Here is a 15,493-nt window from a genome sequence, read left to right as displayed (position 1 = left end):
AGGGGGAGATGGCCGGCAGGCCAGAGGGGGGTGCTGTCCCGCCAGCGCTGGACCGCCACTCCTCAACCGCCCTGCGGACCAGACACCTCCAGCGTCCTGGGCGTAGTCAGCCCGCCATATCCCGATACGGCGTTGCCGGCGTCCGGCGCCGGCCGCATGAATGACAGCGATGCGGCCGCCGACATGGCGGCGACAAGCTCGCTTTTCGGCGTGGCGCGCACCAGCACAAGCCGTCCCACCGGCGTCATCATGGCGCCGCCAATCCCTTGCAGGAAGCGCGACAGCACGAAAGCCGGCAGCGAATTGGACACCGCGCAAGCGACCGAACCGACGATGAACACGGCGATCGCCGCCCGAAACACGGTCTTGGCGCCGAAGCGGTTGACCATCCAGCCGCTGATCGGAATGAACACCGCCAGCGATACCAGATAGGCTCAGCGCCAGCTTGAGCGCGACCGGGCTGGTCTGGAGGTCGATGGCGATCGCCGGCAGCGACGTCGCGATAACGGTCGAATCCATGTTTTCCATGAAAACGGCGACCGCCAGGATGAGCGGAATGGTGCGGTTCATGGAGCGCGTCCGGATTCGATTGTTGACCGCCGATTGCCGGTCCAGGGGGCAAGCCGGCAGGCAGGGCGGTTACCACGGGTTGCGTTGGATGTCGCCTTAACTTGCTGTCATATTTGTGCGACCTTGGCAGCCGTGCCAGTTCGGAGCCGGCGAAGAATGGCGCCCAAATAAAAAACCCGCGTCGGCGGCGGGTCGCTGGCGCAAATCAGCACCATGAATAAATTCCTAGCATAGTTGCCGTCACAAAGCAAGAAGTTCGCGAGCCCGCGTCCGGGATGATCGCTTCGGGCTGCTCCTCGGGGGAGACAAGGACGGCTGATGTCTATGGACATCTCTTGCCCACGGGCGATGATGGCAGCGGCAGTGCGCGCGCTATCGAATCTAGGGAGCACCAGATGTGGAAAAGAAAGCCAACTGAGTTGAGCCCGCAAAAGAGAACTGAACTCGAATTCCAAGAGGACTTCCGCGTCGATCCACAGCAGGCGTACGAGAAATACGGGCTCACTCCAATTCTAAAACGTGGGGTAGCTGTTATGTTTGTTCTGATACTCGGGTCAATTATTTGGGAAGCCTTCCGTCACTGAGCGCGAAACGGGCGGCGCAATCCTGAAGCGATTGCCCTGAGCCCGCGTCTCTACCGCGCCGAGCAGCGGTAATGCCGGTCACCAGTCCGTCACCGCGAAAAGGCGTCAAGCTGAGTTCGTCGCCCTGTCGTGTGCACAAGCAATCGGCTTTTCATCGGCGACAGGACGTGTTACGAGCCAGCGCCAATCCTGAAAGGGAAGAAGACGAGTCGGCGCTGTCCATCCGGTCCAGCGCTTTTCATGCATTCCGAGGGCTGGCCATGGCAAAGATTATCGAAACGTCCACGGGCGCATTGGCGCTGACCTTTGACGACGTGCTGCTGCAGCCGGGTCATTCCGAGGTCATGCCCGGCGAGACCGATATCCGCACCCGCATCGCCGGCGACATCGACCTCAACGTGCCGATCCTGTCCGCCGCCATGGATACGGTCACCGAGGCGCGTCTGGCCATCGCCATGGCCCAGGCCGGCGGCATCGGCGTCATCCATCGCAATTTCTCGCCGGCCGAACAGGCCGAGCAGGTGCGGCAAGTCAAGAAATTCGAATCCGGCATGGTGGTCAACCCCGTCACCATCGGCCCCGACGCGACGCTCGCCGACGCCCTGGGGTTGATGCGCACCTACAGCATCTCGGGCATTCCCGTAGTCGAGAATGGCGGCGCCGGCGGGCACACGGTCGGCCGGCTGGTCGGCATCCTGACCAACCGCGACGTGCGCTTCGCCTCCGACCCGGCGCAGAAGGTCTACGAGCTGATGACCCGCGAGAACCTGATCACGGTCAAGGAGAACGTCGATCAGGACGAGGCCAAGCGGCTCCTGCATCAGCACCGCATCGAAAAGCTGGTCGTGGTCGATAGCGACGGCAATTGCGTCGGGCTGATCACCGTCAAGGACATCGAGAAGTCGCAGCTCAATCCGCACGCCACTAAGGACGTGCAGGGGCGCTTGCGCGCGGCGGCCGCCACCAGCGTCGGCGATGACGGTTTTGAGCGCGCCGAGCGGCTCATCGATGCCGGCGTCGACCTTCTGGTGATCGACACCGCGCATGGTCACTCGCAACGTGTGCTCGATGCGGTGACGCGGGCCAAGAAACTCTCCAATTCGGTCCGCATCCTGGCCGGCAACGTCGCCACATCAGAAGGCACGCTGGCGCTGATCGATGCCGGCGCCGACGCCGTCAAGGTCGGCATCGGACCGGGTTCCATCTGCACCACCCGCATCGTCGCCGGCGTCGGCATGCCGCAGCTTTCGGCGATCATGTCGGCGGTCGAGACGGCGCAGAAGTCGGGCGTCTCGGTCATTGCCGACGGCGGCATCAAATATTCCGGCGATCTCGCCAAGGCGCTCGCCGCCGGCGCCAGTGCCGCCATGATCGGCTCGCTGCTGGCCGGCACCGACGAAAGCCCGGGCGAAGTCTATCTGCACCAGGGCCGCTCGTTCAAAGCCTATCGCGGCATGGGCTCGGTCGGCGCCATGGCGCGCGGCTCCGCCGACCGTTATTTCCAGGCCGAGGTGCGCGACACGCTGAAACTGGTGCCGGAAGGCATCGAAGGACAGGTGCCCTACAAAGGACCTGTGTCCGGCGTGCTGCACCAGCTTGCCGGCGGCCTGAAAGCCGCTATGGGCTATGTCGGCGGGCGCGACCTTGCCGATTTCCGCGATCGCGCCACCTTTGTACGCATATCCAACGCCGGACTTCGTGAAAGCCACGCCCATGACGTCACGATCACCCGCGAAAGCCCGAATTACCCCGGCGGAGCCTAACCAGCTCGCACGAAGCCTGACAGCAATGATGCTGCGGCTGTCACGCCACGCTGCAGCACTTTGTTTTGTCTGCGTGGCGGTTTTCGTCGCCATGACGGCGATGGAGTTCCTCTATTTCCGCCAGCTGAGCGGCGGCTTGCCGTCGCTCGATTTGCGCTTGACCGGTTTCACCCCGGACGAGGGCATGGCCTGGCTGACGGCGCTCGGCCGGCGCGGCAGCGAGATCATCCTGGTCTGGCACTACCTGACCTTCGACCTGCTGTTCCCGGCGCTGCTGTCACTGACATTGGTCAGCCTGATCCTGGCCACCGGGCGGCGGCTGAAGACCTTCCGGGCTCTGTCCGCGCAGTTCCAGTCGCTGCTCGCGCTTGTCCTGGTGCTGCCCTACACGCTTGCCGATTATGCGCAGAACATCGCGGTGGCCCGCCTGCTCTCCGATTTCCTGTCGGCCAATCCGGATTCGCTGTCGTTTGCCTCGGCACTGATCGTCAACAAATTCGCGCTTCTGGCGATACCGGTGATCGTCATTGCGGTTTTCCACCTGGCCGGTCGGCCGCGCCAGCGTTGACTCCCTTCTTCACCAACAAGGGGAGAAGGAATGGGCGAACGCTACAAATCGAACAGAGCGATCTTGCGCTTGTCGAACTTGATCGCGATCTCGCCGCGCACCAGTTTGAGCGCGGCCTCGCCGAACACGGCGCGTCGCCAGCCTTGCAAAGCCGGCACGTCGGCGGCCTCGCCCTCCGAGGCGATGCGGTCGATGTCGTCGCTGGAGGCCAGCACCTTCGAAGCGACGCCCTCCTTTTCGGCAACGATCCGCAACAGCACTTTCAGCAATTCCGCGGCGGCATTGGAGCCTTCGGGCGGCTGAAAACTCTTCGGCAGCTTCGGCATCTCTTCCCTGGGCAAGGCAAGCGCGGTGTTGATCGCGCCCAGCAGCGCCGTTGCCGTCGCCGACCGTTCCCAGCCTTTCGGCGTGGTGCGCAGCTTGCCGAGTGCAGCCGCATCGCGCGGCGCCTGCTGCGCCACCTCGTAGATGGCGTCGTCCTTGAGCACCCGGCCGCGCGGCACGTCACGTTCGCGCGCCTCGCGCTCGCGCCATGCGGCCACCGCTTGCACGATCGCCAGCTCCTGCGGCTTGCGCAGCCGCATCTTCAGCCGCTTCCAGGCGTCCTCCGGATGCGGGTCGTAGGTTTCGCGCGCGGTCAGCACGTCCATCTCCTCGTTCAGCCAGTGCGCGCGGTTTTCCCGCACCAGCTCGGCGCTGAGGTGCTGGTAGACCTCGATCAGATGGGTGACGTCGGCAAGCGCGTAGTCGAGCTGCTTCTCGGAAAGCGGCCGGTGGCGCCAGTCGGTGAAACGTGAGGACTTGTCGAGCCGAGCGCCGGTGATCTTCTGGACGAGCTGGTCATAGGAGACACTGTCGCCGAAGCCGCAGACCATCGCCGCCACCTGGGTGTCGAACACCGGATGCGGAACCAGATCGCCGAGATGAACGATGATTTCGATATCCTGGCGCGCCGCATGGAAGACTTTGACGATGGCTTCGTTGGCCATCAGCCTGAAGAACGGCTTCAGGTCGATGTCGGGTGACAGCGGATCGATCAGCGCCGTCACCCCGGGCGCCGCCATCTGGATCAGGCAGAGGATTGGCCAAAAGGTCGTCTCGCGAATGAATTCGGTGTCGACGGTGACGAAATCCGACTTTTCGAACGCGGCGAGAGCGGTCTCAAGTTCTTCTTGGGTGGTGATGACGTGCATCAAATCGCTTTTGGCAAAGGGTAAGGTCTCCTTCAATTTCAGCCGCGCGGGCTTTCGTCAAGCCGCAGCCCCGGTTCAAGACATTATCGGGCCGTCATCATTCGCAGGCCCGTCGGTATCATCGTTGCGCTTGGCCAGCCGGGCGAACACCGTCGATGTGCGCAAAAGGCCGATGAAACGACTGCGATGGCCGGCCGGCACGCCGGATCGCACTTGCATCCGGTACAGGATGACCACGACGAAGACGGCGTAGACGGTGGCGGTGAACACGAACAGTGCGCTTGGCCCGAAATACTGCATCGCCGTCGACGCGGCGAACGGCCCTCCAATGGCGCCGAAGGAATAGAACAGCATCAGCGCCGCGTTGATCAGCACAAACTCGCCCTTGTCGGCGCGGTCGTTGGAGTGCGCCGCCGATAGCGAGTAGAGCGGCATGGCGAAGCAGCCGAAGATGAAGACGATCACGAAGTTCAGGGACGGGTCGCTGCGCGCCCAGAATACCAGCGCCAGCGATGCAAGCAGCGCGCAGCACGTCGTTATCAGCAGCACGGAACGCCGGTCCCAGCGGTCGGACAGGTAGCCGAGCGGATACTGAATGATGGCGCCGCCGAAGATGCCGACGCTGACGAAGGTGACGACGTCGGTGACCGACATGCCGATCTGTTCAGCGTAAACCGGCGACAATGTGCGGAAGGCGCTGTTGGTGACACCGACGGCAATGCAGCCGAAGCAGCCGAGCGGCGAAATCCGCCAGACGCGGGCCAGGTCGAGCTTGACGTCTTCCGGCGAGGTCGGGTTGGAGCGGTCGCCGAGCGACACCGGCACCAGCGACAGCGTGATCATGATCGACATGACGGCGAAGATGGCGAAACCGCCGGCGCCGACGATCGGGATCAGGAACTGTGCGCCCGTGACCGAACCGATGTCGACCATCCGGTAGATGGCCAGCACCCGGGCGCGGTCCTTGTTAGCGGCCCCGGAATTGAGCCAGGCTTCCATGATGGTGAACAGGCCAGCGAAGCAGAACCCGCCGGCGAGGCGCAACGCGCACCACATGACCGGGTCGACGACCAGCACCAAAAGCAATGTTCCCGCCGAAGCGATCGCCGCCAGCGCGGAAAAGGCGCGGACATGGCCGACGGCCTTCATGATGCGGGGGACGGCGAGGCAGCCGAGCAGGAAGCCGGCGAAATAGAACGTGCCCATCAGGCCGATGGTCGAGGCCGAAAACCCCTCCTGCGCGCCGCGCAGCGCGATCAGGGTGCTTTGCAGGCCGTTGCCGCCGAGCAGGATGCCGGCGGCGATAAGGAGCGGGATCAGCGGGCGCATGGAGGACATGAAGGAAGGCCTGTCGTTGACCCTTCTTGAACCATCGCCCGCGCCAATGCCAGCGGCAATTCCCGGCGGTTAGCAGGCCAGCACCGACAATCAGTTTCTCATTTTGATTTTTAGCTGAGGGGCGATCTTTCGCGCTGCCGATGGCGCACTCGGGTGGCTGTCCGCCCTACCGCAGAATTCTGTTTGTCATCAGCCATTTCACGGAGCGGGGCCACGCGTAATTCGCACCCATGCGAAGATCGGTAAAGCCTTGGGAAACAGGTTTCCTGGTTTCAGCGTCGAGGATGCGAATGAACATGGTATGCTCTGTTCGGTTGATGCGCGTTACGACGCCTAGCAAGGCAAGAGACGCGCCGTGCTCTTTGGCAATTTTGCCCTCACAACCCCCGCAGTTGCGCAACCCATGCGGAGCAGCCGCCTGCATATCACTCGCGGGCACTTCAACGACTGTAAAGCGCCCGGACTGGGAGAGCATGTCCTTCGCCATTTGTGCCGACTCGGACAGATAGCGCCTATCGTGTTCATCCGGCGGAATTATTCCGGCGCCAGCGCTCTTGTCTTCCAATTCGAAAGGAAACACCTCGATTGACATCGGCTTTGTCTGAGCGTGTGCAAATGCGCAGGTGCCAACAAGCAGCGTCATCAGGACAGTCAATGTGCGAACGCGCATGGTCATCCTCCCGTCAATGTGACAGCCATTGTACACGGCTTGACCAGCCTAATCACGATCAAGGCAGAAGATAGCAGTCGCGTTCCGTCAGTCGGTCAGGCCTTGAGCTTCCGACACCCCGACTTGCTCGTCCCGTGAGGAGGATCGACCGAGGGCATAGGCGGTCAGCGGCCCGACGAGCAACCACTGCACGACCGTGAATGCCGTCTCGATCGTGAGGTAGTCTGGGACCGACGCCATCACGTTCTTTGCGGCGACGGCGAGCGTGGTGAAGCTCCACGACAGAACGGCGCCGAAGGCTGCGTAGACCAGTCCGCGCGACAGAAATGTACCGCTCCGCCGCGCAAACGCCTGTTCGTAGACCCAGGCGAAAAGGACTGCCTGGATCAGCATCGACAAGAAACCAAACGGGATGATGATGTTGCTGCGATAGATCGCAAGCTCCGCGTAGGTGCGCTCGAAAAGGATCAGATGCCAGACAAATCCGAGCGCGAATGTCGGCACGACATAGGCAAGAACACCAAGGAAGAAGCGTGTCATTCCCGTTTTCCTTTCGTCCGAGGCGGCTTTTGGCCGGGCAGCTTTGGCGGCAGGGTCTGCACGAAGGCGATCGCCGGTCGGAGCCACCTGCCGACTGCTTCACCGGTCAGCGCCGGGGGGTCGACGTAGATGTAGCCTTCCATCACCCGGCCTCTCATCTCCATCGCTCCGGGCTCGGCTAGCGCTTCGTGCTGGCGGTCCTTGCCGACGCGAACCAGCAGACCGCGCCGGGACGCAGCCGCGATCATGTTGCCGTTCAGCATGAAACCTAGCCCGCCGAACATCTTGACTTCGCGAATATCACCGACGCCCGCGAGATCGGCACGCACGCTTGCGGCAAGCTCGTCAGCGGTCATGCTGCAAATCCTGTGCTTCGAGCAACGCGGTCAACTGATCCAGAGCACCACGCCAGCCGACGGCGTGACGCACGATCGCGTCGCTGCGCGTAAGCTTTTCATGGCGGATGACGAGTTCGCTGCCGGCGCCGTCCGGCGTGATGATCACCGTCACCTCGGACTCGATGCCTGCATGCTCGTCCGGCGGCTCGATTATCCACGAAAAGACGATCTTCGCAGGCTGCTCGATCGATAGAAAAGCGCCACCGACGATGACGATTTCTCCTTGCTGCCGCTGGTAGGCGAAGCGATAGGCGCCATTGACGTGGAACTCGAACTGCAGGACGGCGAGTGTGATCTCCGGTGCCGGCTTCAGCCATCTTCCGACCAGCTCGGCCTCGGCAAAGGCGGCAAAAACTTCCTCGGGCGCGGCGCTGAAACGTCTGCGCACTTCGGCGACGGTCTTATCGATGGTCATCGTTTGCGCCCTCCGACAAAAGGCGATCGAGCTGCTCGACCGCACCCGTCCAGAATGCCTGATGGCGCGCGATCCATGCCTGCGCATCCTGCAGAGGCTCTCGGCGCAACCGGAACTGATGAACACGCCCCTCAATGGCGCGTTCAATAAGCCCGGCCTGCTCCAGCACCTTCAGGTGCTTGGAGATCGTCGGCTGGGTAGAGCGAAATTGGCGGCCGAGTTCGCCGGCGCTTCTGGCCTCGCCTCGAGCGAGCGTATGAATCATTGAGCGACGGGTCCCGTCCGCCAAAGCGTGAAACGTTCGATCGAGACTGGCCACCCTTTGCATAGCCATATGGCTATACGTCATTCGAGCGGCAAATGCAAGGACGTGCAAGGCCGAAAATCCCCTCTGCGCGCTGCGTCATACCCTGAAGGGGGCCCGGCTGGTTCCAGCAGGAAGCAGCCTGGCTGTATATTCCACCGTGCTTGCTATACTCCACCGGGCACGTCACGCAGGGGGGCTTCCCATGTCAGGCTATTTCGGCACAGAGGTTCAGCAGCGTCTGCAAGCTCAAGCTGAGGCGAGTTTCGACTTCATCAATGCAACCCCCGGCGCGTGCCAGACCGGGCGCACTATGGGGGTGCGACGATCCCGACCGGTTCGGGTGGGAAATGATCGACAAGATACTCAATCGCGACGGCATCTGCGGCTTTCGTATGATACCTGCAAGCAAGGCGGATGAGCTCAAGTCGCGATTGGCCAAGGGGGCTTCCGTTTCGATTCCTGGGACGTATTCTCCGCCGACCAGGCAAGTGCCCTGGCGGCATCGGAGGCGATTATCGGCCGGGGATTGCCCGATGGACTTCTCGATCAAGACATGGCGGCCGAGCCGGATGGTGAGTATACGATCCGCATCCAGGCCTTCATGGCGGCGTTGGGCGTGGTTCCGTTTTCGGGGTCGCTGCTTGCCGGAACCCTGGGGCCGGCGACGACGGTAGTGGTGGGTGACGAGACGGGGACCGTCGTGGCAACCGCGCATGGCTACCTGGCTCACAATTCCCATAGCGCCTATCACCGATATGCATGGGGCGGGCTGGTTGCGGTCGCGCAATCGCAGAGGGGTCGAGGGCTTGGCAACTACATCAACGCTCGCATGATCGTCAGTGTGGTTCGCGATTTGCATGCGACGCACATTTATGAGCTCGTATCGGCCTCGAATCTACCGTCCCGACGAATGGTGGAATCATGTGGACTTCGTCGCGATCCCGCTGTTGTGTGCGGGGTTGCCACGCTTGGCGATGGTGCGCGCTTCACCCGCTAACCACCATTGGCGGTTGATGCTGGACCAGGGCTCATTCCGAGCGATGACCGCTTAGGCTCGAAGCCGAACTTCGAACCGAGATGCTGCCCGTGCGCCGCCTGCCTTGACAAAGGCGGCCTCTCATGTGCTTTTCGCGCAAATTTTCGGGCCGGGCTATCATGCCTTGGCCGCAATCAAACATCCGGACCTACCAATGACAATGCATCGTTACCGCAGCCATACCTGTGCCCAGTTGAGGAAGAGCGACGTCGGCTCTTCCGTTCGCCTGTCGGGCTGGGTGCATCGCGTACGCGACCATGGCGGCCTGCTGTTCATCGATTTGCGCGACCACTATGGCCTGACCCAGATCGTCGCCGATCCGGATTCGCCGGCCTTCAAGATTGCCGAGACCGTGCGCGGCGAATGGGTCATCCGGGTCGACGGCGAGGTCAAGGCGCGCCTGGCCGAGACCGCCAACGCCAACCTGCCGACCGGCGAGATCGAGGTTTTCGCGCGCGAGATCGAAGTGCTGTCGGCGGCCAAGGAATTGCCGCTGCCGGTCTTCGGCGAGCCGGACTATCCCGAGGATATCCGCCTCAAATACCGCTTCCTCGACCTGCGCCGCGACACGCTCCACAAGAACATCATGGCGCGCACGAAAATCATCGCCGAGATGCGCAAGCGCATGGGCGAGGTCGGCTTCACCGAATTCTCGACGCCGATCCTGACCGCGTCGTCGCCTGAGGGCGCGCGCGACTTCCTGGTGCCGTCGCGCATCCATCCTGGCACCTTCTACGCGCTGCCGCAGGCACCGCAGATATACAAGCAATTGATCATGGTTTCGGGCTTCGACCGTTACTTCCAGATCGCGCCTTGCTTCCGCGACGAGGACCCGCGCGCCGACCGATTGCCGGGCGAATTCTACCAGCTTGACGTGGAAATGAGCTTCGTCGAGCAGGACGACGTTCTGGCGACAATGGAGCCGGTGATGCGGGGCGTGTTCGAGACCTTTGCCGCCGGCAAGCCGGTGACGCAGGAGTTCCCGCGCATCGCCTATGACGTCGCCATGCGCAAATATGGCACCGACAAGCCGGACCTGCGCAACCCGATCGAGATGCAGGCGGTCTCCGATCATTTCCGCGATTCCGGCTTCAAGGTGTTCGCCAACATCCTTGCCAGCGACCCGAAGGCCGAAGTCTGGGCCATTCCGGCCAAGACCGGTGGTTCACGCGCCTTCTGCGACCGCATGAATTCGTGGGCGCAGGGCGAGGGCCAGCCGGGCCTCGGCTACATCTTCTGGCGCAAGGAAGGCGAAAAGCTCGAAGGCGCCGGTCCGCTCGCCAAGAACATCGGCGAGGAGCGCACCGAAGCGATTCGCCTCCAGCTTGGCCTTGCGGATGGCGACGCCGCCTTCTTCGTCGCCGGCGACCCGAAGAAATTCGTCTCGTTCGCGGGAGCGGCGCGCACCCGCGCCGGCGAGGAGCTGAACCTCGTCGACCGCGACCGTTTCGAATTGTGCTGGATCGTCGACTTCCCCTTCTACGAATGGAACGAGGACGAGAAGCTCGTTGATTTCGGCCACAACCCGTTCTCGATGCCGCAGGGTGGCATCGAGGCGCTCAACGGCGAGGATTTGCTTGGGATCAAGGCATTCCAGTACGACATGGTCTGCAATGGTTTCGAGATCGCCTCGGGCGGCATCCGCAACCATCTGCCCGAAACGATGGTCAAGGCATTCGAGATCGTCGGCCTGGATCGCGAGACGGTTGAGGCGCGCTACGGTGGCCTCTACCGCGCCTTCCAGTATGGCGCGCCGCCGCATGGCGGCATGGCGGCCGGCATCGACCGCGTCGTCATGCTGCTGGTCGGCGCCAGGAACCTGCGCGAAGTGACCATGTTCCCGATGAACCAGCAGGCCTACGACCTGCTGATGAGCGCGCCGTCGGAAGCGAGCCCACAGCAGCTTCGCGAATTGTCGCTGCGCGTCGCGGTGACCAAGAAAGAGGGTTAAAAACCTCCCGCAACCGACTCTAAACGCTGTCGGTTTGCGCTGCCCCTCATTGCCATGCCGGGCATTTCTCCCCGTATAGTGACGGGGAGAAAGACGCTGTCACGAATGATTTCGCCAGCTGCCAGCGTCGCAAAAATGGGCGCCAAGGTCGCGGCCATTTCCCTTCTCCCCGTCACTATACGGGGAGAAGGTGCCGGCAGGCGGATGAGGGGCGGCGCTGACGCCCCCCGCTCCGGTCAGTCCTCGTTCGCCTTGACCGTCACGCCAAGCGTCTTCGGCAGGTCGAGCGGGTTGGACATAGCGCCCGCCATGATCATGGCGAACGGCACCGCTGCCGGCGGCTCGGCCAGGATTTCGAGGCTTTGCGGATCGTCGAGAAATTTGCCGACCGCCGCCGACACCTGCGTCGTCAATTCGGGATTGTTGAGCTGCGCCATGCCGAAAGGCACGATCGCCTTGGCCTGGTTGGCGATGTCCTTGCCGGACATGCCTTGCTGCTTGCCGACATAGTCCAGCACCTTGTTGGTCAAGGAATCGTCGTCGAAGCGGATCGAAGCGCTGTTGAACGAAAGCTGCTGCAGGACACCGAGCATGGCCATGCCTTGCGCCGAATTGTCGGCGCCTTCGGGCTGAGCCGCCATTTTCTTCTGCATCTCCTGCAGCGACTTGATGACGTCAAGCGTGTAGCCGCCGAGTCCGAAGGTCATGCCGAGCGTTCCGGCATTGTCGACGGAGATGTCGTATTTCGACAGCTCCATCTTGCCGTCCGCAGGCTGCCAGGTGCCCTCCATTTTAAGGTTCCCGGTGATGTTCTGGTAACCGAGCGCGTTGATCACGTCCTTGGACTTCGGGTCCTCGACCAGCGTCAGGTCGGCGTTGAACTTTTCCGTGGTCCCGGAAAATTCCATCGCCTTGCCGTCGGCCGGTGGGGTGATTTCGATGGCGAGCCCGTCCATCGAGAATGCGGTCTTGTCGGCAACCTTGACCGTCATGTTGTCGAGTTCGGCCGATTTATACATCATCATTGAACCCAGCGGGCCTGTGGCGCCGTCGGCCGGAACCGTCATGTCGTGGATGACGAAGGGGCTGAGGTCGAGCGTGACGCCGTCTTCGCTGTGCTGGAATGCCGAAGTCGAGACGGTTTCGATTTCATAACCGCCATTGGCTTCGGTCACGCCTTCGAGTTTGATGTCGCCGATCTTGAACGCTTCCTTTTCGGCCGCCGGTTTGAACGCCACGCCTTGCAACACCATGCTGGAGGCATCGCCCGTCACCCCGGTCCAGGAGATGTCGACGCCCTGGGCGGCGAGAGCCGCCTTCAGCCGGTCGGCGACCGCCGCATCCTGCGCCAACGCCGCGTTCAGCGGCAGCGTCAGCAAAAACGTCGAAAAAGCAAGTTTGTTGAGTGTCGAGCGTCTGATCGTCATCGCGAGTCCCCTGAGCGTGTCCTGAAGATTGTCTTTTCAATTCGTTGCGCCGTCACCCTTCCGTGACGAACTGGACGGGAAAAAGGCGTTCTCCCGCACAATGGTCGAAAATCACTGCGAAAGGCAAATCCGATCCATTGCCTTAGAGCCGGGATGTAACCGATTGATGTTGGTCGGCATCCAGTTCGTGTTGCGGAAGGGGCGGCGCATTCAGCGCCTCTTGCCGCGAATCACCCGCTCGGCTAGTTCCAGCCCATGGGAAAAAGGCTTTTACCGCCTGGCGATGGCGGTGGCGACAACATCGAGCCGGTCGATCTGAAGAAAGCGCTGGAAGAGCGCTATCTCGCCTATGCGCTGTCGACCATCATGCACCGGGCGCTGCCGGATGTGCGCGACGGGCTGAAGCCGGTCCATCGCCGCATCATGCATGCCATGCGGCTGCTCAGGCTCAACCCCGACCAGGGGTTCGCCAAATGCGCCCGCATCGTCGGCGAAGTGATGGGCAAGTTCCATCCGCATGGCGACCAGTCGATCTACGACGCGCTGGTGCGGCTGGCGCAGGATTTTTCGATGCGCTACCCCCTGGTCGACGGGCAGGGCAATTTCGGCAATATCGACGGCGATAACGCCGCCGCCATGCGCTACACCGAAGCGCGCATGACCGACGTGGCGACCGAGCTGCTGTCCGGTATCACCGAGGATGCGGTCGACTACCGGCCGACCTACAATGAGGAGGACGAGGAGCCGGTCGTGCTGCCCGGCGCCTTCCCAAACCTGCTCGCTAACGGCTCGTCCGGCATTGCCGTCGGCATGGCGACCTCGATCCCGCCGCACAATGCCGCCGAGCTCTGCGACGCCGCCCTGCATCTGATCGAGCATCCGGATGCACCGGTGACGACATTGATGGACTTCGTCCAAGGTCCGGATTTCCCGACCGGCGGCATCATCGTCGATAGCCGTGCCTCGATCCTCGAAGCCTATGAAACCGGTCGCGGTGGTTTCCGCCTTCGGGCGAAATGGAGCCAGGAAGACCAGGGCAGGGGCACCTGGAGCATCGTCGTCACCGAAATCCCCTACGGCGTCCAGAAGGCGCGGCTGATCGAAAAGATCGCCGAGCTTCTGATGGCGCGCAAATTGCCGCTGCTCGAAGACATCCGCGACGAGAGCGCCGAAGACGTCCGCGTCGTGCTGGTGCCGAAGAGCCGTTCGGTCGATCCCGGCATCCTGATGGAATCGCTGTTCAAGCTGACTGAGCTTGAAAGCCGCTTTCCGCTCAACATGAACGTCCTGTCGCGCGGCAAGATACCCAACGTGCTGTCGCTTAAAGGCGTGCTCAAGGAATGGCTGGAGCACCGCCGCGAGGTGCTGATCCGCCGCTCCAGGCATCGCCTCGGCGAGATCGAAAGGCGGCTGGAGATCCTCGCCGGCTATCTGATCGCCTATCTCAACATCGACGAGGTGATCAGGATCATCCGCGAGGAGGACGAGCCCAAGCAAGTGATGATGGCGCGCTGGTCGCTCACCGACAACCAGGCCGAAGCCATCCTCAACATGCGGCTGAGGGCCCTGCGCAAGCTCGAGGAATTCGAGATCCGCAAGGAATTCGACGGCCTCACTATCGAGAAAAAGCAGATCGAGACGCTGCTTGCGTCCGACGCCAGGCAGTGGTCGACGATCAAGTGGGAAGTCTCCAGCATCCGCGAGAAATTCGGACCGGAGACAGCGCTCGGCAGGCGCCGGACCCAGTTCGCCGACGCGCCCGAACATGACCTGACCGACATCGCCCATGCCATGATCGAGCGCGAGCCGGTCACAGTGGTCGTTTCGGAAAAGGGCTGGCTCAGGGCGATGAAAGGTCACCTGACCGATCATTCGTTGCTGACCTTCAAGGAGGGCGACAGCCTCAAGCTCGCCTTCCACGCCCAGACCACCGACAAGGTGCTGGTCTTCACCACCGGCGGCAAGTTCTACACGATCGGCGCCGACCGGCTGCCGGGCGGACGCGGCCACGGCGAACCGATCCGCATCATCGTCGACATGGACAACGACCAGGACATCGTCACCGCCTTTGTCCATGATCCCAAGCGCAAGCTGCTGCTGGTGTCGCATGACGGCAATGGTTTCATCGTGCCGGAAGAAGAGGTCGTCGCCAACACCCGCAAGGGCAAGCAGGTGATGAACGTCAAGGCGCCCGATGAGGCCCAGCGCTGTGTGCCGGTCGCCGGCGACCATCTCGCCATCGTCGGCGAGAACCGCAAGATGCTGGTCTTCCCGCTCGCTGAGATCCCTGAGATGGGTCGCGGCAAGGGCGTTCGCCTGCAGAAATACAAGGATGGCGGCGTCCTCGATCTCAAGACCTTCACGCTCGCCAGCGGTCTGTCCTGGCAGGATTCGGCTGACCGCACCTTCATCAAATCACGTGAAGAGCTGGTCGAATGGATCGGTGCCCGAGCCTCGGCCGGACGCATGGTGCCGAAGGGATTCCCGAGGACGGGGAAATTCGGGTAGTTGCTAATCTCCCCCCTCGAGGGGGAGATGGCCGTAGGCCAGAGGGGGTCGCCGCGCGTAAGACGCCAGCCTCCCCTGTTCGCAATAAGAGGTCGCGTCTGAACGTCCCGACCCCCTCTGTCGCCTTCGGCGACATCTCCCCCTCAAGGGGGGAGATTAGCGCCTCCATGCAAACATTTGGAATGTCGTCACGATTGCTGCACTATGTCGGTGCATAAGCATCGC

13 protein-coding genes and 1 pseudogene are annotated in these 15,493 nt (G+C 62.5%); 5 read left to right on the top strand and 9 right to left on the bottom strand.

Annotation, left to right across the window (positions count from 1 at the left end):
* Nucleotides 1–179 precede the first annotated feature (179 nt).
* Nucleotides 180–570, bottom strand: a pseudogene (locus BQ8482_RS10605) (MFS transporter); the annotation flags it as partial.
* Nucleotides 571–1,414: 844 nt separating this feature from the next.
* Between BQ8482_RS10605 and guaB the strand changes: the two are divergent.
* Nucleotides 1,415–2,917, top strand: a complete 1,503-nt coding sequence (gene guaB / locus BQ8482_RS10595) for an IMP dehydrogenase (protein ID WP_123147581.1) — start codon at nucleotides 1,415–1,417, stop codon at nucleotides 2,915–2,917.
* Nucleotides 2,918–2,942: 25 nt separating this feature from the next.
* Nucleotides 2,943–3,485 carry a hypothetical protein gene (locus tag BQ8482_RS10590; protein WP_165848506.1) on the top strand — a complete coding sequence of 181 codons (543 nt, stop codon included), beginning with the start codon at nucleotides 2,943–2,945 and terminating at the stop codon, nucleotides 3,483–3,485.
* A 41-nt stretch (nucleotides 3,486–3,526) separates the two neighbouring features.
* Here BQ8482_RS10590 and rnd read toward each other — a convergent pair whose 3' ends face one another.
* The 7 genes from rnd to BQ8482_RS10555 all read right to left on the bottom strand — a co-directional run bounded on the left by rnd (nucleotide 3,527) and on the right by BQ8482_RS10555 (nucleotide 8,358).
* Nucleotides 3,527–4,678: a ribonuclease D gene (gene rnd / locus BQ8482_RS10585; protein ID WP_123147579.1), complete on the bottom strand. Its 1,152-nt coding sequence runs from the start codon at nucleotides 4,676–4,678 to the stop codon at nucleotides 3,527–3,529.
* Nucleotides 4,679–4,753: 75 nt separating this feature from the next.
* Nucleotides 4,754–6,016 (bottom strand): MFS transporter, encoded by a 1,263-nt coding sequence (locus tag BQ8482_RS10580; RefSeq protein WP_123147578.1) that lies wholly within the window; start codon nucleotides 6,014–6,016, stop codon nucleotides 4,754–4,756.
* Nucleotides 6,017–6,182: 166 nt separating this feature from the next.
* The gene (locus BQ8482_RS10575; protein WP_123147633.1) at nucleotides 6,183–6,686 is read right to left on the bottom strand and encodes a DUF3280 domain-containing protein; all 504 of its coding nucleotides are present in this window, start codon (nucleotides 6,684–6,686) and stop codon (nucleotides 6,183–6,185) included.
* A gap of 87 nt (nucleotides 6,687–6,773) precedes the next feature.
* The gene (locus BQ8482_RS10570) at nucleotides 6,774–7,226 is read right to left on the bottom strand and encodes a hypothetical protein (RefSeq protein ID WP_123147577.1); all 453 of its coding nucleotides are present in this window, start codon (nucleotides 7,224–7,226) and stop codon (nucleotides 6,774–6,776) included.
* The gene (locus BQ8482_RS10565) at nucleotides 7,223–7,582 is read right to left on the bottom strand and encodes a TfoX/Sxy family protein (protein WP_123147576.1); all 360 of its coding nucleotides are present in this window, start codon (nucleotides 7,580–7,582) and stop codon (nucleotides 7,223–7,225) included. The genes BQ8482_RS10570 and BQ8482_RS10565 overlap by 4 nt, the downstream gene beginning before the upstream one ends.
* Nucleotides 7,572–8,039: an SRPBCC family protein gene (locus BQ8482_RS10560; protein WP_165848505.1), complete on the bottom strand. Its 468-nt coding sequence runs from the start codon at nucleotides 8,037–8,039 to the stop codon at nucleotides 7,572–7,574. Before BQ8482_RS10560 ends, BQ8482_RS10565 begins: the two co-directional genes overlap by 11 nt.
* Nucleotides 8,026–8,358, bottom strand: a complete 333-nt coding sequence (locus BQ8482_RS10555; RefSeq protein ID WP_244602724.1) for an ArsR/SmtB family transcription factor — start codon at nucleotides 8,356–8,358, stop codon at nucleotides 8,026–8,028. Before BQ8482_RS10555 ends, BQ8482_RS10560 begins: the two co-directional genes overlap by 14 nt.
* Nucleotides 8,359–8,872: 514 nt before the next feature.
* Between BQ8482_RS10555 and BQ8482_RS10550 the strand changes: the two genes are divergently transcribed.
* Nucleotides 8,873–9,343, top strand: coding sequence for a GNAT family N-acetyltransferase (locus BQ8482_RS10550; RefSeq protein WP_133254739.1), 471 nt, complete (start codon nucleotides 8,873–8,875; stop codon nucleotides 9,341–9,343).
* A gap of 199 nt (nucleotides 9,344–9,542) precedes the next feature.
* On the top strand, nucleotides 9,543–11,333 hold the full coding sequence (aspS, locus tag BQ8482_RS10545; RefSeq protein ID WP_165848511.1) for an aspartate--tRNA ligase: 1,791 nt from the start codon (nucleotides 9,543–9,545) through the stop codon (nucleotides 11,331–11,333).
* A 236-nt stretch (nucleotides 11,334–11,569) separates the two neighbouring features.
* Here the strand turns inward: aspS and BQ8482_RS10540 are convergent, their stop codons facing one another.
* A complete protein-coding gene (locus tag BQ8482_RS10540; protein WP_123147572.1) occupies nucleotides 11,570–12,760 on the bottom strand; it encodes a hypothetical protein in 1,191 nt (396 codons plus the stop codon).
* Nucleotides 12,761–13,015: 255 nt separating this feature from the next.
* Between BQ8482_RS10540 and parC the strand changes: the two genes are divergently transcribed.
* Nucleotides 13,016–15,268 carry a DNA topoisomerase IV subunit A gene (gene parC, locus BQ8482_RS10535; protein ID WP_123147571.1) on the top strand — a complete coding sequence of 751 codons (2,253 nt, stop codon included), beginning with the start codon at nucleotides 13,016–13,018 and terminating at the stop codon, nucleotides 15,266–15,268.
* Nucleotides 15,269–15,493 lie beyond the last annotated feature (225 nt).

The organism is Mesorhizobium delmotii (assembly GCF_900149755.1).
In the GTDB taxonomy this organism is placed as follows: Bacteria; Pseudomonadota; Alphaproteobacteria; order Rhizobiales; family Rhizobiaceae; genus Mesorhizobium; species Mesorhizobium delmotii.
The sequence above is the reverse complement of the archived record's forward strand: the minus strand, read 5'-3'. Positions and strand labels throughout refer to the sequence as shown.